General features: G+C 49.6%; 15 protein-coding genes. 6 read left to right on the top strand and 9 right to left on the bottom strand.

Annotation, left to right across the window (positions count from 1 at the left end; all coding sequences use genetic code 11):
• Positions 1–17: 17 nt before the first annotated feature.
• Positions 18–824 carry a 4-hydroxy-tetrahydrodipicolinate reductase gene (gene dapB, locus DWB84_RS01830; RefSeq protein WP_187408053.1) on the top strand — a complete coding sequence of 269 codons (807 nt, stop codon included), beginning with the start codon at positions 18–20 and terminating at the stop codon, positions 822–824.
• Between the two features lie 49 nt (positions 825–873).
• Here dapB and treS read toward each other — a convergent pair whose 3' ends face one another.
• From treS to DWB84_RS01815, 3 genes are all read right to left on the bottom strand, one after another.
• Positions 874–4,311, bottom strand: coding sequence for a maltose alpha-D-glucosyltransferase (gene treS, locus DWB84_RS01825; RefSeq protein WP_187408052.1), 3,438 nt, complete (start codon positions 4,309–4,311; stop codon positions 874–876).
• 2 nt (positions 4,312–4,313) lie between these two features.
• Positions 4,314–6,464, bottom strand: coding sequence for an alpha-1,4-glucan--maltose-1-phosphate maltosyltransferase (locus DWB84_RS01820; RefSeq protein ID WP_222867980.1), 2,151 nt, complete (start codon positions 6,462–6,464; stop codon positions 4,314–4,316).
• Positions 6,465–6,805: 341 nt separating this feature from the next.
• The gene (locus DWB84_RS01815; RefSeq protein ID WP_187408051.1) at positions 6,806–7,354 is read right to left on the bottom strand and encodes an outer membrane beta-barrel protein; all 549 of its coding nucleotides are present in this window, start codon (positions 7,352–7,354) and stop codon (positions 6,806–6,808) included.
• Positions 7,355–7,595: 241 nt separating this feature from the next.
• Between DWB84_RS01815 and DWB84_RS01810 the strand changes: the two genes are divergently transcribed.
• A complete protein-coding gene (locus DWB84_RS01810; RefSeq protein WP_187408050.1) occupies positions 7,596–9,119 on the top strand; it encodes a putative glycoside hydrolase in 1,524 nt (507 codons plus the stop codon).
• A gap of 190 nt (positions 9,120–9,309) precedes the next feature.
• On the opposite strand, the gene DWB84_RS01805 is transcribed toward DWB84_RS01810, so the two are convergent.
• Positions 9,310–9,660: a hypothetical protein gene (locus DWB84_RS01805; RefSeq protein ID WP_187408049.1), complete on the bottom strand. Its 351-nt coding sequence runs from the start codon at positions 9,658–9,660 to the stop codon at positions 9,310–9,312.
• 142 nt (positions 9,661–9,802) lie between these two features.
• Positions 9,803–10,426, bottom strand: a complete 624-nt coding sequence (locus DWB84_RS01800) for a diguanylate cyclase (RefSeq protein ID WP_187408048.1) — start codon at positions 10,424–10,426, stop codon at positions 9,803–9,805.
• A gap of 502 nt (positions 10,427–10,928) precedes the next feature.
• Here DWB84_RS01800 and DWB84_RS01795 point away from each other — a divergent pair.
• Positions 10,929–12,290: a DUF2254 domain-containing protein gene (locus DWB84_RS01795; RefSeq protein WP_187408047.1), complete on the top strand. Its 1,362-nt coding sequence runs from the start codon at positions 10,929–10,931 to the stop codon at positions 12,288–12,290.
• Between the two features lie 27 nt (positions 12,291–12,317).
• Here DWB84_RS01795 and DWB84_RS01790 read toward each other — a convergent pair whose 3' ends face one another.
• Positions 12,318–13,328: a DUF3616 domain-containing protein gene (locus DWB84_RS01790; protein ID WP_187408046.1), complete on the bottom strand. Its 1,011-nt coding sequence runs from the start codon at positions 13,326–13,328 to the stop codon at positions 12,318–12,320.
• Positions 13,329–13,918: 590 nt separating this feature from the next.
• Here DWB84_RS01790 and DWB84_RS01785 point away from each other — a divergent pair.
• The gene (locus DWB84_RS01785) at positions 13,919–14,395 is read left to right on the top strand and encodes a hypothetical protein (protein ID WP_187408045.1); all 477 of its coding nucleotides are present in this window, start codon (positions 13,919–13,921) and stop codon (positions 14,393–14,395) included.
• A gap of 132 nt (positions 14,396–14,527) precedes the next feature.
• On the opposite strand, the gene DWB84_RS01780 is transcribed toward DWB84_RS01785, so the two are convergent.
• A complete protein-coding gene (locus DWB84_RS01780) occupies positions 14,528–17,122 on the bottom strand; it encodes a glycoside hydrolase family 9 protein (RefSeq protein ID WP_187408044.1) in 2,595 nt (864 codons plus the stop codon).
• Positions 17,123–17,543: 421 nt separating this feature from the next.
• Here DWB84_RS01780 and DWB84_RS01775 point away from each other — a divergent pair, with 421 nt between their 5' ends.
• Entirely contained in the window at positions 17,544–18,578 is a 1,035-nt protein-coding gene (locus DWB84_RS01775) for a CAP domain-containing protein (RefSeq protein ID WP_187408043.1), read from the top strand.
• Between the two features lie 661 nt (positions 18,579–19,239).
• Entirely contained in the window at positions 19,240–20,928 is a 1,689-nt protein-coding gene (locus tag DWB84_RS01770) for a glycoside hydrolase family 5 protein (RefSeq protein WP_255428781.1), read from the top strand.
• A gap of 74 nt (positions 20,929–21,002) precedes the next feature.
• Here the strand turns inward: DWB84_RS01770 and DWB84_RS01765 are convergent, their stop codons facing one another.
• Together DWB84_RS01765 and DWB84_RS01760 are read right to left on the bottom strand one after the other, a co-directional pair.
• The gene (locus DWB84_RS01765) at positions 21,003–22,073 is read right to left on the bottom strand and encodes an exo-alpha-sialidase (protein WP_187408042.1); all 1,071 of its coding nucleotides are present in this window, start codon (positions 22,071–22,073) and stop codon (positions 21,003–21,005) included.
• Between the two features lie 57 nt (positions 22,074–22,130).
• Entirely contained in the window at positions 22,131–22,400 is a 270-nt protein-coding gene (locus DWB84_RS01760) for a MoaD/ThiS family protein (protein ID WP_187408041.1), read from the bottom strand.
• Positions 22,401–22,445: the final 45 nt, after the last annotated feature.

The raw sequence follows: 22,445 nt of genomic DNA, 5'->3' as shown, positions 1-22,445 counted from the left end.
TTACCGGATAACTGATTATGACTACCCGCATTGCCATCATCGGAGCCACTGGGCGCATGGGCAAAGCCTTGATCGAGGCAACTGTCCAGAATTCTCAAACCACTCTCGGCGCTACTATCGGTCGCCCCGACAGTTCACTTGTCGGCGCCGACGCAGGTGAAATCGCTGGCATAGGCAAACAAGGTGTCCCTCTGGTTGGCCAACTCGCCGATGTTATTGATCAATTTGATGTGCTGATTGATTTCACCAGCCCTAAAGTCACCTTGGCCAATGCAGAATTGTGCGCAGCCCATGGCAAAGGCATGGTGATCGGCACCACGGGTTTTTCCGCTGAGGAAAAACAAACGTTGGTCGCATATCAAAAAACCATTCCCTTGTGTATCGCAGCCAACTTCAGCACCGGCGTAAATTTGTGTTTCAAACTGCTGCAAACCGCCGCGCAAGTGCTGGGTAATGATGTGGATATCGAAATCGTCGAAGCCCACCACCGCCACAAAGTGGATTCCCCCTCCGGCACCGCCCTGCGCATGGGTGAAGTCATTGCCGATACCCTCGGACGCGATTTGAATCAAGTTGCTGTCTACGGCCGCGAAGGCCAAATAGGCCCGCGCGCGCGCGACACCATCGGCTTTGCCACAGTGCGCGGCGGCGATGTGGTTGGCGACCATACCGTCATGTTTTTAGCCGACGGCGAACGCGTAGAAATCACCCACAAAGCCTCCAGCCGCATGTCCTTCGCCCGCGGCGCAGTGCGCGCAGCTATTTGGTTGCAGCAGCAGAAAAATGGCTTGTTTGATATGCAGGATGTATTGGGGTTGAAATAAATCGCCACTGTGGAATTAAAAGCCCCGTTAAACGGGGCTTTTTTATTTATTAATGGACATTGCGCCGATTAATAACATCCAAATCGCGCACTATATCCATCATGCCCTGCAACGGAATGCGCAATAGCGCTGGGCGGTTATTGGCTTCATAGGTAATTTCGTAAGCGGCTTTTTCCAAGGTAAATAATTTGATCAAAGCCTGCTGCCCTGCTGCATGCTGCCAGCGGTGGGGAATTTTGGCCGCAGAATTTTTATAGGCCGATAAAAAGGTATCGCATACGCGTTGGTGGAAACGTTCGAGAAATTCCAAGTGCATTGCACGAACGGTTTCACTTTCGAATAAGGCATTGCGCTCCGCCGCTGTAGCGGTGACGTAGTGGAAAGAGCGCAAAATACCGGCGACGTCGCGGTAAGGGCTTGCCTTATTGCGTCGCTGAGCGACATCGCGCATGGGCTCACCTTCAAAATCGACAAAATAGGCATCGTTTTGCGATACCAGAATTTGCCCGAGATGCAAATCACCGTGAATGCGGAAAATCAGTGATCCCACGCCTTTTGCCGCCAATGAAACCACTACATTGGCCAGTTCAATTCGACTGCGCAGCAAAGCTTCCGCATCCCAGCGATCCGAATCCGAAAGCGTGACCAGCGATTCTTCCAGATATTCAAACGCGCGGTAAATTTCGTTGACGACCGATTCCGCCCAGTGTTGGCAATCGTCTTCCGATGCTATAACGGGTTCGAATTCCGGATCGTTGGTAACATTGGCGAGAATCTGATGCATTTCGCCCAAGCGTGTACCAATAACCTGGGCAAAATGGCCGAGATCTTCCAATGTCTGCTCTTGATCGAGAATTTCTTCCTCGGTTTGCGGCTCGAGGGATTGGCGCGCGGCCATTTCCTGACTGTAGCGTTCCAAATGTTCCTGCACCCACTCCCAGCCGTTGCCCTGGTTGGGGATATATCCCTGCAATAATGCCAACACAGTGGACTCCCCGCGTTCATCCAAGCGATACACGTAACCCAGCAGCGGTGGTGAATTGGTAAATCCGCCTTGCGTCAGTGCACCGCTCATCTCCACTTCAGGATGACGACCGCTGAAAAGGCGGCGTAATAATTTCAAAACTGCGCGTTCGCCCATAATCACAGAACTATTGGATTGTTCGACGGCCAGCGCGCGCACATCCAAATCCTCGAAATTCCATTCCACCGCATTAAATGCAGGCGTTGCCTCAAACACCATGCCGCTCGGCAATTCCGCGCCCGCGCCGGAGCGATCCAAAACCAATAAATTTTCCTTGTGATGAGAATGCATTAACTCCAGGGCCAGACGAGGAAAAAATTCCGAAGCCATACCATCAGTCAGTATACCGACGCGCTGTTTGCGTCTTACCCGCGCCAGCGCCAATTGATGGGCAACGGCCGGAACTGTGTGATCTTCAAAAAAGATGGTCAAAGGTACTTGATAATGTTGCAGCTCACCGCCGACATCCACTTCCAGTTCGGTAAAAAAGATATGCGCATATTCCGCAGTTGGATTACTGGCAGACAGCGCCAGTTCCGCTTGTGCGACTATGCGTACTGAAGATACGCGCGCACCTTTACCACCAAACCAGCGGCGTTTGGCGAGATAAGCGGGAAATACATCTCGTTCCAAGGTTGCGCGCGCGGCAGGCTCCAATATATCGCGCAAGCCATGGCGCAATACAAAAGTAAGATGCTCGGGCATAGGCTCGGGCGGCGCTCTATACCAATCCGGCTGTTGAGTTTTTTCCGCCAATAAAAACCAATAAAAACCGTAGGGCGGCAAAGTTAATAAATAACTTAATTCCCCAATCGGCGGAAATGCACTGCCGCCAATCATTTCCAAAGGCACCAAGCCTGCATATGCTGATAAATCCAATTCCACCGCCTGCGCGGTGCGCGACATATTGGCCAGACACAAAATAGTTTCGCGTTTGCCGGGATCGGCACACTTGCCTTCACATTCGCGCATATAAGCCAATACGCGACGATTATTGGGGTAAAGCATTTTGAAAGTGCCGCTGCCAAACGCTTTATAGCGCTTGCGCACTTCCAATAATTGACGCGTCCAGTTTAAAACCGAATGGGGATCGCGTGCCTGCGCTTCGACATTAATTACGTTGTAGCCGTACAACGGATCCATAATCGGCGGCAACATAAGCCGTGAAGGATCCGCCTTGGAAAATCCGCCGTTGCGGTCCGGCGTCCACTGCATGGGCGTGCGCACACCGTCGCGATCACCGAGATAAATATTGTCGCCCATGGCAATTTCGTCACCGTAATAAATAATCGGTGTGCCCGGCATGGAAAACAGCAGTGAATTCAATAATTCAATGCGGCGGCGGTCGCGCTGCATCAAAGGTGCAAGACGTCGGCGGATACCGAGATTCAACCGAGCTCGCGTTTCTGCGGCGTATTGATTCCACAGATAATCCCGCTCTTTATCCGTTACCATTTCCAAAGTGAGTTCGTCGTGATTGCGCAAAAAAATGGCCCATTGGCAACTATCGGGAATCGCGGGAGTCTGGCGCAAAATATCAGTAATGGGAAAACGGTCTTCCTGTGCAAGCGCCATATACATGCGCGGCATCAAGGGAAAATGAAATGCCATATGGCATTCGTCGCCCTGGCCGAAATATTCCTGGGTGTCCTCCGGCCATTGATTGGCCTCGGCGAGCAGCAGACGGTCTGAATAATGCTCATCCACTTCGGCGCGTATACGTTTGAGAATTGCATGGGTTTCTGGCAGGTTTTCATTGTTGGTGCCTTCCCGCTCCACCAGATAAGGCACAGCATCCAGGCGCAAGCCATCCACCCCCATATCCAGCCAGTATTTCATGACTTTTAAAACCGCTTCCAACACCGCTGGATTATCAAAATTCAAATCCGGTTGGTGGGAATAAAATCGGTGCCAAAAATAGGCGTTGGCTTCCTGATCCCACGACCAATTGGATTTTTCCGTATCGAGGAAAATAATGCGGGTGCCGGTGTATTTTTTATCGTCATCCGACCAGACATAAAAATCCCGTTCCGGCGATCCCGGCGGTGCCCGGCGCGCGCGTTGAAACCATGGGTGTTGATCCGACGTGTGGTTGATGACCAATTCGGTAATCACCTTTAATCCACGTTTGTGCGCCTCGTCGATAAAACGTTTGGCATCGTCGATTGTGCCGTAATCCGGATGTACACCGTAATAATCGGCAATATCGTAGCCGTCGTCGCGCAGCGGGCTGGGATAAAACGGCAGCAGCCAAACCGCGGTAACTCCCAGGGCAGCAACATAATCCAGTTTTTCGATCAAGCCTGGAAAATCACCGATGCCATCATTATTGGAATCGTAAAAAGATTTTACGTGCAATTGATAAATAATCGCCTGTTTATACCAGGGAGCTTGTTCGCTGCCTGCAATCGACGGTGCGACTACAACCGAATTGGTTTCCGCCAAGCGTTTGACATTTAGCATTGTTATATCCTCTTCGGTTGTATGCGCCATACTGCAAACGGAAGTTCCTGTGGATCAAAATACCAGTGCTGATTTCCGCCCTCCCACGGCACCTCAATACCGCGCATCAATTCTGTTGCGGTAAATCCGCTATGAAATCCCCATTCATTAGGTGAAATTTGCAACATCGCATGCTGCCCGTTGTGCGGATCGAGACTGACCGCAACCAGGACTATATTGCTGAGGTCGTGAGCCACCTTGCTGTAAAAAATCACCTGATCGTTATTGGATTCGTGAAAGCGGATATTCAGATGGGTTTGCAGCGCAGGATTTTCTTTGCGGATATGATTCAACCGGGTGATTTCCGCAATGATATTGCCTGATGCCGCAAAATTTCGCGGTCTGATCTCGTATTTCTCCGAGTCCAGATACTCTTCTTTGCCCGGCAATGCCGCTGCTTCACAATATTCAAACCCACTGTAAACACCCCACAGCCCCGAGGTGGTTGCTGCGAGTGCTGCGCGAATCAAAAAACCGGGACGCCCCGATGTTTGGGTGAAATAGGGATTGATATCCGGTGTGTTGACGAAAAAATTGGGCCGGTAGAAGTCGCGCACGGGCGGCGTCGACAGTTCAGTTAAATAGCTGGTCAATTCGTGCTTATTGTTGCGCCAAATAAAATAGGTGTAACTCTGAGTGAAGCCTATTTTTGCCAATTGATACATCATGGCCGGGCGCGTAAAAGCTTCAGAGAGAAAAATCACCTCCGGATAGGTTGCCCGTATATCAGCGATCAACCACTCCCAGAATGGTAGAGGTTTGGTGTGCGGGTTGTCGACGCGGAAAATATTGACACCTTCCGATATCCAATAAAGAACTATATCCCGCCACGCCAACCACATGACCGGCATGGCGCCTTTGGAATAAAAATCGACGTTGACTATGTCCTGATATTTTTTCGGAGGATTTTCTGCATAACGAATACTGCCGTCCGGCCGCCAGGAAAACCAATCCGGATGTTCTTTTAACCAGGGGTGGTCCGGAGAACATTGAATGGCAAAATCCAGCGCAATTTCCAAACCGTAATTTTTCGCTGCGTCGCGCAGACGGCGGAAAGCGGCAATACCGCCCAATTCCGGATGCACCGCATCGTGACCGCCCTCATCACTGCCAATCGCATAAGGACTTCCCGGTTCACCCGGTTTGGCGTTGACATTATTATTGCGACCCTTGCGGAATTTGCGGCCGATGGGATGAATCGGCGGAAAATACAGCACGTCAAAGCCCATGCTTTGAATAGCAGGCAAACGGGAAATCACATCGTCAAAGGTTCCATGCCGTTTGGGATTGTTGGTAATCGACCTGGGAAATAATTCATACCAACTTGCGTAACCCGCTGCGGTGCGTTCTACATCGACGACAAATATCTGTTTTGTCTGTGTCAGAAAAGCGTGCGGCTCTACCACTTCCACCGCTTGCGCCAAATCCTCACGCAGTAGAATATGCACTTCCGCATCAATGTCATCGATGCCGCGCGCTTTATCGATATCGGATAATGCTTCTTCAATCAAAGCTATAGCTTCGTAGCGATTGATCTCATGATGGGAAATAACCGATCGATCGATTTTATGACGCGATTCCTTGGCGTAATCGGAAATATCCTGCAGCAAAATCCGCCCCTCCTCTGCTTCCAGCTTTACCGGAACGCCCGCGAAGAATTTTTGCTGCAATTCGTAGTGAAAATTTTGCCAGCGATCCAACCAGGCTTCGATTCTAAATTGGTGCTTGGAAGCACTGACCGGCACAAAATACGCGCTCCATAAATCGTTGCCCAGTGAATGCATTGGCTCGCTTTGCCACTCGGAACTCGCTTCATCTTTCCATAACAGGCGCGCCGCCAAATGGTTGTGACCATCGGTAAAAATATTGGCAAATACTTGTATTGCCTGCCCTATGGTTCCTTTGGCTGGGTATTTTCCGCCATCGACACAAGGCGATACTTTATCGATGACCAGCCGCGGTTTTTGTACCGCCTCCTGAGCCGAGAGGGGCGAAAATTGACTGGCTTTACTTGAATAACTTTCTTTTGCAGGTCCCTGATTTTTTTCCTGGTGCTTTTGCAAGCGGTCCATATTTCTTTTCAGAGATTGGATGTCCTGATAAATGTTGGGCATAAACCATTCTCTCTTTCACTGGGCTTTTTAACGACTCGCTTATCGAACCGAAGCGATTTTCGAAAATCAATGTTAAAAGCCTTTTGCAAAAGCTTTGCCCACGCTTTGCTCGCAGCGTTTTTATTACAAAATAAGCAGATTAAATGCGATTTAGAGCAATACTTATGGCTTCAGGAGATAAAAAGCGGAAATAAGAGAAATTTCGCCTTAGATTCAAGCGAACCATTGGCGTAAATTTGGAAGAAAACGAAAAGAAAAAGAAAAGCTGCAATTCAAAATGAAAAAATGACAACCGAAGTTGCACTCCGGTTGCCTAATGTTGGGCTTACCGAACTTGACCATTACCAGAAATAAAGGCTGATCCCAGCTGAAAATAAATCAACTTCCAGGGTTTCCCGGCCGAAATCGAGATCAAAGCGTCTGTATTCCAAATCCACACTGATTTCATCGGAGACGTTGAAGGATGCCCCACCGCCTATCACTAGGCTTTCACCCTCATCAACGAAATAGGAGCGTCTCCAACCCTGGCGATCTCGCTCCCAAAAGAACAGGCCTATTTTTGCGTATATGTCCATTTCCGGTCCGAGAGGCAAAATCGCTTTTGCAGAAATCGTCGACCCGGAGTAACTGATGTCGCGATCTTCATACTCATCGAGAAATTCGCCCAGGTTCAGGTAGGACATTTCAACCGCCAGAACATCAATTAAGCGCACACCGCCTTTAAGCTCATAGGCAGTGCTTTCATCTTCCAGCCAATATTTTTCCGCATCGTTATAAAAAGTGGCCCCTAAATTGGCTCCTACATAGGTCTGCGCCCATGACGCGCTGGAAACCACGGTCAAGATTGCAGCCAACAACCAGCGCACTTTTTGCCAACAAGTTAAAGCCATAAGTCAGTCCTGCCACAGAAACGGTGCTGACAATGTAAGAGCCGCAAAATTAACCCTAACTGAATAATGCTCTACTTGGTTTAAGGTTGACGAGCCTGTCACATAAGGGGAGCAATTCCGCTCCAAATTCAGAAACGAGTCACCGAAGCGCGCGCGGGGGGATGTTATTCTGCCGAGGATAAAACCGCTGTATTCCCCGGTATTCAACATAATTCTGATAACAATCGATAAGGAGTCTCGCGTGCGAAGCCTGACAATCGTCCGTCGTGCATTGGTGTGCAGCGCCCTCGTTCTGTTGACCGCGTGCGGCGGAGGCAACGGGTCCTCATCATCGAGTTCATCATCCAGCGCCTCTTCGTCCAGCTCAAGCTCATCCAACTCGTCCTCCGGCGTTGCGCAAACCCGTCTGGATGCAGGGCCGGATCAAACAGTTTTCAACAGCACCTGGGTGAACTTAAACGGCGCAATCAACGGTCCCGCCAACGGCATATCTCCCACATGGCGGCAACTCAGTGGGCCGACGGTATCCCTGCAACATACCGGTAATCCGTTGAATACGGCGCTGGTTACTCCGGACGTGCGTGAACCCACCCATCTGCAGTTCGAACTGTCTGCCAACGGCGCTGAACGGGATACAGTCAATATCACCGTCACCCCCTGCTCTACCCGCGACGACCGCATTTTTGATGACTGTATAGCGCCCGGCTTCGGGCCCTGGCTGTCCTACGAGTCCAGTCCCCGCAACGGACAATTTTTCCAGTATGCAGGCCAGGGCGATTACCACGTGCAGTGGCAATTGGTCGACAGCGGTGACTCACAGCGCGGCAAAGTGATGGAAATTCGCTGGAACGCCAATGATCCCAACCATCAGGAGAACGCCCGCGGTTGGTTTGGTATGGCATTGCCGGGCGCTGCAGGTACCGAGGGAGCGGATTTAAGTGCTTATATCGACGGCGCATTGAGTTTTGATATGCGTGTGGTTTACCACGAGCAGCCGAGCACTGCCGCCCCCTTTATTTTCAAAATGGAATGTATTCACCCATGCGTCAGCGCTGAAATGCCGATTCGCAATGGCCACACATCATTCGATTGGCAGACGCATACCTTTCCGGTTCGCGAACTGGTTTCGTCCGGTCTCAACATCAATAAGGTCAATCACGTGTTTGTGATTCAGCCGGATTGGTTTAATCAGGAGCAGAATGTCACGGTGCAAATCGACAACATCCGCCTGACCAAGAGCTATACACCTCCACCACCGACAGACGGCTGCATCGCACGCGGCAATGTGACTTATACCCTGGCGCGCGCCACCAACCCCACCGCGGATCAATTGGAGGCCTATAACCTGATCACAGCGGCTATGGACACAGCAGTAAAAAACTACAACTGCTACACCAATTTGAGCCGCCATATCAATGTCAGCTACAACCCGAGTGTGGCAACCGCGGATGGCAGCACCAATGGCTCTATCCGATTCGGCTCACGCGCGTCCATGCACCACGTTACCGCTATGCACGAAATTGCCCACGTTTTCGGCGTCGGCTTTAATGAATTCCGCGCATTGATTCGCGATGGCATATTTACCGGTCCAATTACTACTGCAAAAGCGCGGGAAATATCCGGCAATCCAAATGAAGTGATTAAAACCGACGGCACGCATTTCTGGCCTTACGGTTTGAATTACATTAGCGAAGGTCGCACACAACAGGATTTAATCAATCACTGCTTGATTGTTCAGGCGATTGTTGAAGATCTGAGAAGGTAATCCCTAACCCCCCCCTCTCCCGGCTTTGATTCAAATCCTCGGAGAGTATTTAGGTGAAGGCAATATAGGCGCCGTCGATTTAAGACAAAAATAAGGATGTGCCAGTGAAATTTTAAAAGCCTCTAATTGGAGGCTTTTTTATTTTTGCAACGGAAACTTCAACCTACGATTATGGCTGCAGCCCCTGCAATTATGGCAACAACCCCGCCAAATCGATTTTGCGCCACACCCAAATCAAGGCTACAACACTAATAACCAATACAAACAGCGGTATATACACAAGCGGTTTGCGAAAATTTTTGAAAGCGAACAAACCGATCAAGGCCAAATTGAATACGGCGAGGACCATCAGCATACCGTGGGAAATTTTCTCGGAAATTCCCATGGCGAGGGCCGCACCAAATCCGCCAAACACACACGCAAAGCCGATGCGTTTATCGTGAAAAAAGGCTTCCATCAACAAAATCAACCAGGACACCGAAAGCCCGCACACACTTAAGGCCAATACCCAACCCAACACTTGTATCTCTTCAGCGGACACACGCAGCTCCTTTGGCAATTCAGCAGGAAAACGACGCAATAAAGGTGCCGCATTATGGCGGGAGGGAGAAAACTTGCAAACTTTTAGATGAGGTAGGCAGCAAGTAGATGATGTAGGCAGCGAGGCTGAACAAGAGCGCAGCTTATAGCCGCGCTCGGATATCGAACCAATAATCCTCACGATCCAAAGGGGTTTCTCTGGGCAAGGTAGGGTTTGTCAATTCAAATACGGCGGTGCGTTCGTGGAGTTTTGCCTGTTCAAGCGCACTTTTGACCATATCGTGGTTATAGAAATATTGATCAAAGGATCCCTTTTTTAATGCGCGCTCCAGTGCTTCGTGAATTTCCTGTGCGAGCTTGGCATTTTCCGGTGCGACAAAAAAGTAAAATGGCAATGGATAAATCATGAGCACGTGAGGATCCACCGTCAGTCCCAAATCACTGTGCGGACGCAGCTCTACCCACGGTTCAAGAACGCCACGAGGAAAACCATCAAAACGGCCTCCCTCTGTCATATAAAAGAGATTTTCGTATTTACTTGTCACCACAACGTTCAAGCCATTGCTGCGCAGAATACCCACGTCTGGCCATCCATATCCTTGGCCAAACGACAGCGCTTTAAGATCCTCTTTTGTTCGCACTGCGGCAAATTTGCCCCGATTTTGCGGATGGATAATAGAAACCCTATATCCGAGCAACCCTTTTAAAATCGGGAAGCGTATCGGTAATAAAGTATCTTCCGCTTCTTGATTGGCAGCGAGCCACATGACATCCAGCTTATTCGCGCGAATCTCTTCTATAACCCGCGTTTGGGTCATTTGCTCGTAGTTGACGTCCAACTTATACGGCCTGGACATCTCCGCCAATGCCACGCGCAAAGCGCCAACAGCATACTCATCCAGGGGATGAGTTCCCTGTTGCACCCGCAATGTCTGGGCCACCGAGAAGCACGGCAACAAACTGATCAAACCCGTAAATACAAACGCGCCAAAGGACAACCGGATATTCATATTCAAAACCCGCCTCCAGGCCAATTCTTATGTCTATTTAGCCAAGTGAATAGCGAAACATTTATTGAGTTCGCGATTTTTATAACTGAAAGTTTCGCGATTTAACTATTTAAACGTAGCGCTCTACTGAGTATGAACCAAAAATCCGTTGGCACAAGAAATTTAGGATGAATTACGCGCAACATAAGCAAGCCTGAAGCGGTTTGGGTGGACCAGCTCTTGCCTCTCCTGATAGCCAATAACCCTTGGGAGGGATGATATGACTAGGCGAGGAGCTTGGTTTTCTTTGCGGGCGAGCTTGTGGTTTATTCCTACGCTCGTTGTAGTGACAGCCGCTACTGGGGCTTTGGTATTCATAAAAGTGGACCAACGCTTCGATTCCGCTATCCGCCAATACGGGCCTGATTTTTTGCCTATTGAAGCTGAAATCGCCCAGCAAATACTCGCCACCATTGCCAGCTCCATGATCACGGTTGCCGGGGTGGTTTTTTCCATCACCATGGTGGCCTTGTCATTAACGGCCAATCAATACAGCCCGAGAATACTGCGGACTTTTATGCGGGATCGACTGAACCAGCTTACATTGGGAATCTTTACCGGAGGTTTTGTTTATAGCCTATTGGTCTTGCAAGCAATTGATTCTCAACAGCACGTCTTCATCCCCCTTATTTCTGTGTGGCTGGCAATTCTAGTTGCTTTAGTGGGCATATTTTTTCTTATCGCTTTTATTCACCGAACCGCGGCGTCCATTCAAGTTGCTGATATCACTGCCATTATCACTAGCGAAACCATCGCTGCAATGGACTCGATACAATGCAGCTTAAAAGGCTTCGGCAACTTAACAGACGTCGACAAGCTAAAAAACTTCGACAAATTAAAGGTTCACGGCACGCACCAGGGTTCAGATCAGCACGCCGTTCCCGCGCTCAAATCCGGTTACGTGCAGGATATCGACATAGCCAACCTCTGCGTGCTTGCCTGCCAATATAAAGTGCAGATTCAACTGGAATGCGCGGTAGGAGACTTTATAGTTGAGCAGCATCCGCTGTTGTGGATTTATCGCCATGACAATAACAATGAGTCTTTGGAATCATTCGATCAAAACCTGCAAAAATGCTTTGCTATTAATTCCTACAGAACCATTGAACAGGATCCTGCATTTGGGATACGACAAATCGTCGATATTGCTCTACGCGCTCTTTCACCTGGCATCAACGATACAACCACGGCGATCAATTGCTTGGATTATTTACACGTAATTCTGCATCACGCGTTACAAATGCCGGAAATGCCAAATGTGTATTGGGAAAATGGCCAGCCTCGCCTGCAAATTCGGCAATGGACACCTGAACATTTAATTGATATTGCACTGAATGAAATTCGTCAGAACGGCAAGGAAAATGTCGCGGTTCTTTTGCGGTTATTACGACTGATTCGCCAGCTATTGGAGGATAAAAATTTATTGGATGAGCAGCTGGCAAATAAACAAGATGGGGAGCGAAAGCGTCTATTCCACCACGCCAATCTGGTATTACATCAGGCCAAACGGAGCATTGTAGAACCCGCCGACCAGGAAGTTATAGCCGAATCCTTTAATAAAATAGCGGCGTTAATGAATTAATTTCACCAAGCCGCTTTAGGAGATGATCTACAGCTTCAACCAAATCCCAGTAAAGTGCTTTTGCGCGGGGTCTTTGAGTTTTTTACATTCAACGCCGTCGATCAGTTGCGAACCCTGATCGTTAAAGACCATAAACCGATCCTGAGTTTCCGGTGTAAAAAACGCTTCGGGATTGAATGTTTCGCCCACAGGCATGGTTAAAGCCCGCACTTTTTTTCCGCCATTCCACAAATACAGTTGGGATGGACCATCTCCTGCCGTAGAGCCAGCGGCTATCACATAGTGGCCGCGCCACCAGCTTAAGGCGCGCACTCCACGGCCACCGAGGTCCAATAACAAAGGGTCGCCAAACCGCGCCGCTTTGCCGTTGATGACCTCATCCGGATTCAACAACGTCACCATAAGAGCTTTGTTGTTGAACAGAGGATTGCGAAACCCAATCCAGACCCCGCCGCCTTCTTTGCGCTCTGTAAGGCCTTCGATATTCAATCCGCCGTGTTCTTTCGGCGCTTTTTCCGCAGCTTCCAGCAGATTGAATTTCTTCATGCGCGGGTCGGCAGCCAAGTCGGCAATCAGATTTTCGTATACCTGTCCCACCACATTGATGGGTTGAGTTTCACTTCCCAAATTAGTCGCAAAAAAGTGCAGGCGCTCTGGTTTTAACTTGCCGGAGGCACTGCGACCGTGGGAGGTAATCCAATAGGCGAGGCCGCGATAAATGGTGGCACCCTCAATATCCAGTTCAGGCGGATTCTTGGGCGGCTTTTCCGGATTTTTGCTCGGCCTGGGATAGAGTCCCAAACTCGCCGAGAGATCGTAAATTGCCAGCGGATCGCCACCGACATTGGCGTCGTAGATGCGCAGAGCGTTGTCTTCGTCATCCGCTATGGCAAATAAGCTCTCTGACAGTGGTACAGCGCCAGATGCGTCACACATGCCGTTAAATGTCACGGATTGAATTTCACTGCGTTTGATCGTCGGGGCTTTGCATCCGGCAACACAGGCAGCCATAGACATAATTAAAATTGCAGAACGCATAGATATTCGCTGTCGATTTTCCATTGCATAACCGCCTATCTAATACAGAAAGATTCAGCTGAGGCCGCAGCCAATAGCATTGACTCAACATTACAGAACTTTACACCCTGCCCTACCAATTTGATCTTTAATTCTCAGTAACTAGGTTCCGCAGGGCATATTTCACACCAAGCTGCTCGAAGTGATAGATCCCATCGAGGCTCGCTTCGTCGGAATTCGGACACCAGAGACAAAAAACGTCAATATCTCAACAACATCCGCCCGGAGATAAAAAGATCAACATTGCGTGTTGTAAGACTTCTAGGCGCTGCGCAGATCTACAATTTAACCCTGAGCAGTCGCTTACAACGGCATATTTTTCCATTGTATGTCGACGTTATATGTCATTGTTTTAACAAGCGATTACCAATTTGTAATGTACCTGCCAAATCGCTGGCCCCTGTTTTGCATAGCCCTGTAACAAACACGGTAACAAACACCATTTAGCCTGCGCCATCACTAAAACAATCAGCGGGCGGTAGCACAAAACACTGCGTAAAACCAAAAAGAACTAACAACCCTGTAAACCAATAAAAGCAAGAGTTGAAATCATGAGACTGTTTATCGCTCTGAGATTATTTAACGAAAGCCACGCCAAGGCCGGAATTGAATCACCACTGAAAGGAAAACCACGTGGAAAACTGATCGATTTAAATATCACGCGTTTCCATCCCGCCCTGCGCAATATCAACGAATATTTAAGAGACCACGGATTTTTGCCGGAAACGCGCCAGGGTTTTGTGTTGTACAAAGACGGCGGTAAAAAGACCGAGGAAACACAGGAAAATTGCCGACTTTACTGGTGCGAAATTGAAACTGACCTGTCGATAGATTACTGGCAGTCAGTGCAGGAAGTGGAAGCAATCATCCCGCGCGAAGAATTTAATAAATTTGTCTTGTCTATCCGCTACAAATCTGGGGCAGCTTATATCTCCGCTTGCGAAGAATACGCTAAGAGTGTTTGGGTTCACACACCGCAAATTCTGCGTTATCAACCACCGGTTTCACGCAAATACAGAGCGGCATAAAAAACGGAGGACATGGCCTCCGTTTACATCTGCTGGTTCCACTTAAAGTTTACTGGGTATTTTGTGAGCTATTACTAGCTGCCATTAATGGCTGTATCAAGAGATACAGCCATCTTTTGCGTGCATTTCCTATTACTTATTCAGCAGCGCGTGAGCGGCGTGAGTCAGGAAGATATAACGGCTTCCCATTGGAATCACGTACTCATTCTGCCCCCAGAAGAAAGGCCAATCCGATTTGTTTTCCGGATAGTCTGGTGGTAACACCAATACACCGGGCACAACTCCACCGGGAATAAAAGAAAAGTCCGCGCGGTTATTACCATAGGCTTTGGTCTGCGACTTAGCGCCGACACCGGATACGAAGGAATAATTTGAATCCGGATGGGTACCATAGAGGTAATTGAGACTACGATAGACCCACTCATCACTGACAAGGTCAGGGAAAAGCTTATTCAGCCAGTAGCTGGTAATACCGAAATCCATAACCGCACTGTTGCCTGCCCAACCTTGGCGAGTAATGGGCACACCGAAGGGGTTTTCCTCTTCGACTTTTTTCACGCGATCCAAATGCAGTTGCGCCAAGCGCTTCAGCTCTGCATTAAATTCAGCGTCCATCAAAGGCGCTGCCAGCACCAGCATGGCTACCGTATCGCCAAAGAACATTTCTGCAGCTTTGGGCAGAAGCTCTCGCACCGCCTGAGCGTACTGCGGATCGCGTGTGGTAATCAGCAATTCTGCAGCGGCTTTGAGTTTTTCTTCCTCCAATCGACCACCGGTGGTATTGCCGTAAAAGTAGGTGTTGGGCTTGCGACCGGCCTCATAACGCCACACTTTTTTCGCAGTTTCCAGGCACTCTTCCGCCAGGGCATCGTTATATCCACGCAACGCCCGGCTCGCCGCTGTCAGCGCCGCAGCAGAACCATAATTCAGCGCGGTGGTATTGGAAGTAAACGCCCAGCGATCGTCAAAGCGGCCGCTGTAATTTCCCTGCTCCGGCATTGGGTCTTCCAAGGGCGTTGGATCGACGGTGGAGGGGTTATACATAGGTCCAACTTTACGCTTGGCCGCATGCGGATCCAATTTTGCACTGTAGATTTTATTGTCGGTTTTGGTGGAACCATCGCCTAGGTGCGGATATTGATACAAATGCGCTTCGACGATTCCCGGAATCGCATGCCCTATAGCGCGATGCTGCGCAATCAGTGCCAAAGTGCCATGTTCAATTTGTTGCAATATGTCATTGATACCGTCCGGACGATTAATTTCCGTATATTTTCTTTCCTGGCTGATGGTGGTGTTATCCCGGTTGATGCCAAATTCTTCGTAGGCGTGAACCAGACCCTGCACTGCGTGATATTGCGACTGGGTGCGAATATCAAAATCGCCCGCGTCATACCAACCGCCGTAATTCAACCCGGGAATATGTTCGAAGGGTTTGAATTTGGTATCCAGATTGGCATCGTGCGCGAATAAATCGAAATGCTCATAATTCGGCGGAGCTTGCAGCGCGTCGTCCATATGAGACAGACCATGCCAAATGCGATAAGCCTCTCTTACACGCATGTGGTCCATCTGGACAGGGAAAAAGAAATCCAGCGTCGGCTGCCATACATCCGCAAAAACATTCGAATCTATGCGGAATGCGCTGGTGGTTTGCGAACCGTATCCCAGTTGATAAACACCGGGTTCAGTTACCGAAGAAAAATCAAACACAAAATAGTTGTAGCGCAAATAGGTGCCCCATTTTTCCGGCGAACCTGAAGCGACAACTTGTTTTTTGCCATTGGGTTCGATGCGCCACAAGGTGACTTTACCTTTAATGGAATCGCGGCGATCCAACTCGAGAACGGCTTGTTTTTTCTGCTTCGGGTGATATCCCACTTGCGAATGACCAATAACCGGCTCGCGCACCCAGCCTGCAATGGCATTGGCATTCAATTCCCATTGCACGACTTCGCCCGTTTTTCCAGCCGGAATCAAACTGCGCACCACATACCAACCGTTTTGCGCTTTGGTGCGACCGTCAAACAACATTAATTCGCCGCTGCCATCGAGACTGCGGATAGAAACTTGATGCTGCGGATCTTCCGGCGACAAAACCAAATTGCGACCGCGTGCGAGCGGTGCTGGCTCGGTGAGGCCAGCATCACTGGTCACCATACCGCCAGCACTGGAAGGTGAGCGCGGGAAACGACCGGATTTGCCATCGGCAATAAATGTTTTATCCCAATAAACCGCTGGCAAAAATTCCAAATTAAATCCCGCTTTGCCAACCAATTTTTGCGGCAGCGGTTTATCCAAAAGTACGCGTACCAATACACTGCCATCACCTTTTGGTGTAGCGCTGACTTTGTAAGAAAAGTCGTGCTCCGGGTACGCCAATGTAGCAGTGATCGTTTGCGTATCGCGATCAACTATGCGCTCGACCAATTGCCCCATGCCATCCCATTGTTCTGGCACATGCAGCAGTCTCACATCTCCGTTAGTTACCGTACGCTCACCGTGGTGAATAATTTCAATGCCGCTGGTTTTTGCATCGAAAAACATACCGCCTGGAGCATTGCTGAAAACCAATAGATCGACGCCCGGTGTCGAGAAATACTCCGCTTCGCTAAGCGTAAAAGTATTAGTTTGCTTTTGTTGTTGGGAGGCGCATCCGGCGATGAATAAAACCCCGCTGATAGCCGCAGCCAGGGCCAGTTTTTTACCTGGGGAGAAAACAGACATGGAAGACCTCTTTATTTATTGGATTGCACCCACTCAATTTTTATTAGTCAGCCTTTTATGCAGAGTGGAATACCGGAAATTGCATCGCAGAAGGGCCAATGCAATTGGCCTGGAAGGCCGTCGGACAGTATGGAAAGTACCGCGCCGTTTTGATTGGCCTTTTTTCTCTGATTGCTGATCTTTTGTTGCTTTCAATATAGATCAAATTTTTATTGCGCGATGAACGCAGCTAATTAGCCGATAAGCGTTCCAATCACCAAAGATATACAGTCAAGCGCTGAATATGTGGCAGCACACAGACAATTCTTTACGAATGGAAAATCACAAAAGCGCTACCCTGAATTTGCCCATCTCAATAAAGAACGCGTATTCTCAAAGAGAAGCCGCGCCATTCGCACATTTGCAAATGGAAATGAAACATATGAATAATTCGAAAATTCATCCGGCAATACAGCTGTCCAATAAATGCCCAGCATTTGTGAAGCCTGCGGGCTACCATCTGCCGCTGCGGCTTTTCCGCTTGATGGCGGTGATACTAGCGCTGATTCTGGGTTCCGGTTGTGATAGTGGCAGCTCGGACAAAACCTCATCGCGCGTCACAAACCCCGGCACACCTCCACCCTGGAACCCCAATATCCCCGCTCCCACGCCTCAGCCCATACCCGATGAAACATTGCCGCGCAACGATCAGGAACTGAATGTCATTGCCGCCTTCCCTGGACCAGGGGAACCTCGAGTAGCCCTGATCAGCCCGATCACGATCGAATTTGACGATGCCTTGATCAGCGGAATTGATCTCGCCACCGCCCTCACCATCCGCTCTTCGGACAACAAAAGTGTGGACGGCACCATCAGTCAACCGGATTTAGACCGGCTTGTATTCCATCCCAAGGACCTCTGGAACCCCAAGACCACCTATACCATCCAGGTAAACCCCGCGCTGATGTCGGCCCGCGGATTAAAGGTCAACGCGCAACTCCGCTGGCAATTCATCACCGCTGCGGATGTCTACACCACACCGCAACGCGTTATCGACGAATGCATGTCCGAACTCGATGAGGAAATGCTCGCCGCAGTTAACCAAGCGCGCAGTACGGCGCGTTCCTGCGGCAGCAAGGCCCAACCCGCGGTTGCTAAATTGACGTGGAATTGCCTGCTGCAAGAAGCGGCCATTATTCATTCCGACGATATGGCCGCACATAACTTTTTTGAGCACATAGGCAGTGACGGCTCCAGAGTTAGCGATCGCGTGACTCGCACCGGATATAACTGGCACTACGTAGGTGAGAATTTGGCCGGGAATGTGAGCACAGTCACACAAGCCATGAGCGGATTATTAAATAGTCCTGGCCATTGCGAAAACATCATGTCGAAAAACTTCACCGAATTTGGCTTTGGTTTCGCTCGCAGTGGCAATAGAACTTATTGGACACAAGTGTTCGCAACTCATTTTTAAGATGTCCGGGGAATTCTTCGCGCAGAGGATGTAATCGCAACACGTGCGATTACATCCTCTGCCTGATATCCAAGGCAGCCCCGCGCAAATGAATTTGCTTCCACACTTTAATACTTGCAATTCTCTCCAAGTCTCGCACCCCATGTGCTGCTGCTCACACAGGATGTGTAACCCGGCAAGAATCTGTTCTGCGGTAAAAGACAAGGTAAGCACAGCGAATAAATTCGCTGTGCAAGTGCCCGCTTACATTGCTAATTAATCGATGTACGAACCGTTTTATCAGCAGACCACCCCGCCCTATCAAAACTTATTGTTCCGTCGACCAGATAGCAGCTCATTTTGTGAGCAGAAAAAATGTTAAACGGGTCTTATATACAAATTGAACTTGAGACGTAGTTAATATTTGGCAGAAATCAAGGATGATTTTTTTCATATGAAATGGGTAAATGAGTGTGCGAAAGGGAGATTTACCTTAATGGACTTTAAGCCTATGCGGTTGATAGGTAGCGGCGACAGTGAGAATGATGACTGTAGCCTGCTTGTTCTGGCCCAAGTTTGGTCAGGTCGTTGCGTCAGCTCAGAGGCCAACGATTACAACAATTTAATAAAGAAACGACTCTTAACTCACAACGTGCGTGACTCTAGATAAAGGTAAGTGAAAATGTCCTCAATCAAAACGTTCGTGGATTGGCGCAGACCAATCACAATGGCAAGTACCTGCCTTCTGGCTCTTGCTTTAACAGCGTGTGGCAGCGACGGCGATAGCAGCAGCGGCGGCACCTCAGGTAACACCTCATCTTCGTCTTCTTCTTCGTCGTCGTCTTCTTCCGGGTCTTCTGGAGTTACCTCTTCCTCATCTTCGAGTTCAAGCAGTTCAAGCAGCTCCAGCAGCTCTTCTTCAAGCTCCAGCTCTAGCGGCTCTTCTGGAAACGGTCAACTGCCTCCAGACAGCGGCGTACCTGGTCGTTATCGCGTTAACGCGCAAGGCAAAATCACTGACAACGGCACTGTATTCCCAGTACGTTGCGGTAACTGGTTCGGTCTGGAAGGTCAGCATGAGCCGAAAGACGCTGAATCCAACCCGAATGGCGCGCCTCTGGAACTCTATATCGGTAACATGTGGTGGGTAGACAGCGGTCGAACCATCGAGCAAACCATGCGCGAAATCAAGCAGCTCGGCATTAACATGATCCGTCTGCCTGTTAGTCCGCAAACTCTGGAGCCAAACAACGAACAGGGTATGACCCGCGTTTGGAACGGCAGCTCTAAGAACCCCAACGGCCGTCTGAAAAACACCGCCAGCGCTTATCCATACGAAACTGCTCGTAAGGCACTCGAGGGCTTCCTGGATCTGGCCAACAAAAACGGCTTGAAAGTTCTGGTCGACATCCACTCCTGCTCCAACTACCTCGGCTGGCGCGCAGGTAAACTGGATTCCAAACCACCGTTCGTTGACGCAACCCGCGTTGGTTATGAATTCACCCGTGAAGAGTACTCTTGCTCTGCAACTGGCAACCCAGCAAGCGTTACCACTGTTCAGGCCTACGACGAATCCAAGTGGCTGGAAAACCTGAAAGACTTGGCCGGTTTGGCGAAGACCTATCCGAACATTATCGGTATCGACATCTTCAACGAGCCATGGGATTACACCTGGGATCAGTGGGCTACTCTGGCTGAAAAAGCTTATGCCGCAATCGACAGCGTAAACAAAGACGTACTGGTGTTTGTTGAAGGTGTTGGTTCAGGTCTGCAGGACGGAACCAAAGTTGACCACGGCAGCCTGGAAACCAACCCGAACTGGGGTGAGAACTTCTACGGTTTCCGTAGCCGTCCACTGCAGATCCCACGTGATCGCGTAGTTATTTCTCCGCACACCTACGGTCCTGCAGTGTTCGTTCAAAGCCACTTCATGGACGGCAGCTGCCGTGAACTGGAAGGTGACGCCGCTGGTGAAGCTAAGTGTCAGATCAACATTCCTGGCAACTCTGCGATCATCAAAGAAGGCTGGGAAGAGCACTTCGGCTTCCTGCGCGACATGAACTACGCAGTTGTAATCGGTGAATTCGGTGGCAACATGGATTGGCCGAACAAAACTCGCGCAGCAGAAAAAGAAATGTGGGGTCACATCACCACTGCAGTTGACGAACAATGGCAGAACCTGTTCGTTGACTACATGAAAGAGCAACAGATCGAAGCGTGCTACTGGTCAATCAACCCAGAGTCTGCAGATACCTACGGTCTCTACCAGCACAAATACGATCCAGTCTCTGCAGAAGATGCATGGGGTCAGTGGGGTGATTTCGATACCCGCAAAACTAACCTGCTGAAGCGTCTGTGGGGCACCAACTAATGCAGGAAGTGAATTCCTGAAACCGAAAGGGCCAACATATGTTGGCCCTTTTTTTATTGTCGTTTTTAAATGTTTTATACAAAGCGCACCGCATATACCGGTGGCAGATAGTTAGATACACAGCTCCAATCCGTCCCGCCATTTTCGCTTAGCCACATATTTCCCGTCGTGGACGCCATCACCAGACGATCGCCGCTGGAGTCTATGTCCAAGGCGTGGCGATAAACCAAGTCAAAGCTCTCCTGCTGCGGCAAGCCGCTGGTTTGTGCAATAAACGACCGCCCACCATCTGCCGTGTGAGTCACGCAGAAACGACAATCGACCGGATAACGGTATTCATCCTTAACACCCGGCACAAACCACGCTTGTTCAGGATTTTTTGGATGCACCACAACAGCAAAACCAAAGGATGACGGCGGTGCGTATACCCTTGTCCAGGTAGCGCAGCGATCTTTTGAATAAAAAATCCCGTTGTGATGCTGCACCCAAAAATGATCGGGCTCACCTGGGCATTGCACCAATCGATGGGGGTCTTGCTGGTTCGGATTATCTGCTTGTTCCGGCGGTAGATAATCCGCCACCATGCCTTTGGTAGATGGACGCCAGGTTTCACCATAATCCTCGCTCAACCAGACGCCACCACAACTAATTGCTAACGCCATATAGCCAGCGCGCTTAGGGTCGATACAAATCGAATGAATGCCGGGCGAATCATAGCCGCCGCCAAACCACTCCTTGCGCGCCGGGTTATGCCAGAGGAATTCATTTAATTGCCAAGTGTCACCGTTATCGGTGCTTTTGAATAAGCCACCGGGAATGGTGCCTGCCCATAAATGACCTTGATGATCTCGCTCTAAAATCCAGATCAATTGCAGATTGGCTTTTTCTTCCGAATCCGTAGCGATTCCCGTGTAACTGGGACAGGCAATTTCTTCCCACGAATTGCCGTCGTCTTTCGACCTGTGCAATTTCACACCAAAGTGCCCGAGATTTAATGCGGCGTACAGAAATGCATTATCAGGATCACGCAATACCGCGCTGACGGGTTGACCGAGAAAACTTTGCCCGGCAATAACCCAGGTGTTGCCTCGTTTTGCAAAATCCAATAACCCCTTGCGGGTGGCCAGCAAAATTCGATCTCTCATGATATTTCCCTTCTCGAAAGATAGTGAATTGGTGCTCGTTTCGTCGCGCAGGCGGCATTAACCGCCGGACAAGGCTTGCAGAACGTAAATCTCGTCTTTCTCCCCGACCTCCCGCTCCAATACCGAATCGCGCGCCTGCAGTGTTCCATCAACAAATATGGCTATGTGTTTTCGCACATCGCCCTGATCATCCAATATGTAATTCAGCAGCCTCGGGTAGCGTTGCGCCGCATCCTGCAAAGCCTCGCGCACCGTGCGCCCAGCCACCGGCTCCAGCTGCAAAGGTCCTACATCACGCAAATGAGAGGTACAAACAATGAAAGGCATAGGCATCTCGCATTGATAGGATCAAGCGGGTTTAGCTCCATGGCG

It is taken from the genome of Saccharophagus sp. K07, from assembly GCF_014336955.1.
Classification (GTDB): Bacteria; Pseudomonadota; Gammaproteobacteria; order Pseudomonadales; family Cellvibrionaceae; genus UBA5868.
The sequence above is the reverse complement of the archived record's forward strand: the minus strand, read 5'-3'. Positions and strand labels throughout refer to the sequence as shown.

What these genes read in the sequence shown, in the direction of transcription:
- DWB84_RS01800 (WP_187408048.1), bottom strand. Translation starts at nt 10,426, where the DNA reads ATGTGGCTCGCTGCCAATCAAGAAGCGGAAGATACTTTATTACCGATA.
- DWB84_RS01760 (WP_187408041.1), bottom strand. Translation starts at nt 22,400, where the DNA reads ATGCCTTTCATTGTTTGTACCTCTCATTTGCGTGATGTAGGACCTTTG.
- DWB84_RS01770 (WP_255428781.1), top strand. Translation starts at nt 19,240, where the DNA reads ATGTCCTCAATCAAAACGTTCGTGGATTGGCGCAGACCAATCACAATG.
- DWB84_RS01775 (WP_187408043.1), top strand. Translation starts at nt 17,544, where the DNA reads ATGAATAATTCGAAAATTCATCCGGCAATACAGCTGTCCAATAAATGC.
- dapB (WP_187408053.1), top strand. Translation starts at nt 18, where the DNA reads ATGACTACCCGCATTGCCATCATCGGAGCCACTGGGCGCATGGGCAAA.
- DWB84_RS01815 (WP_187408051.1), bottom strand. Translation starts at nt 7,354, where the DNA reads ATGGCTTTAACTTGTTGGCAAAAAGTGCGCTGGTTGTTGGCTGCAATC.
- DWB84_RS01780 (WP_187408044.1), bottom strand. Translation starts at nt 17,122, where the DNA reads ATGTCTGTTTTCTCCCCAGGTAAAAAACTGGCCCTGGCTGCGGCTATC.
- DWB84_RS01795 (WP_187408047.1), top strand. Translation starts at nt 10,929, where the DNA reads ATGACTAGGCGAGGAGCTTGGTTTTCTTTGCGGGCGAGCTTGTGGTTT.
- DWB84_RS01790 (WP_187408046.1), bottom strand. Translation starts at nt 13,328, where the DNA reads ATGCGTTCTGCAATTTTAATTATGTCTATGGCTGCCTGTGTTGCCGGA.
- DWB84_RS01820 (WP_222867980.1), bottom strand. Translation starts at nt 6,464, where the DNA reads ATGCCCAACATTTATCAGGACATCCAATCTCTGAAAAGAAATATGGAC.
- treS (WP_187408052.1), bottom strand. Translation starts at nt 4,311, where the DNA reads ATGCTAAATGTCAAACGCTTGGCGGAAACCAATTCGGTTGTAGTCGCA.
- DWB84_RS01785 (WP_187408045.1), top strand. Translation starts at nt 13,919, where the DNA reads ATGAGACTGTTTATCGCTCTGAGATTATTTAACGAAAGCCACGCCAAG.
- DWB84_RS01765 (WP_187408042.1), bottom strand. Translation starts at nt 22,073, where the DNA reads ATGAGAGATCGAATTTTGCTGGCCACCCGCAAGGGGTTATTGGATTTT.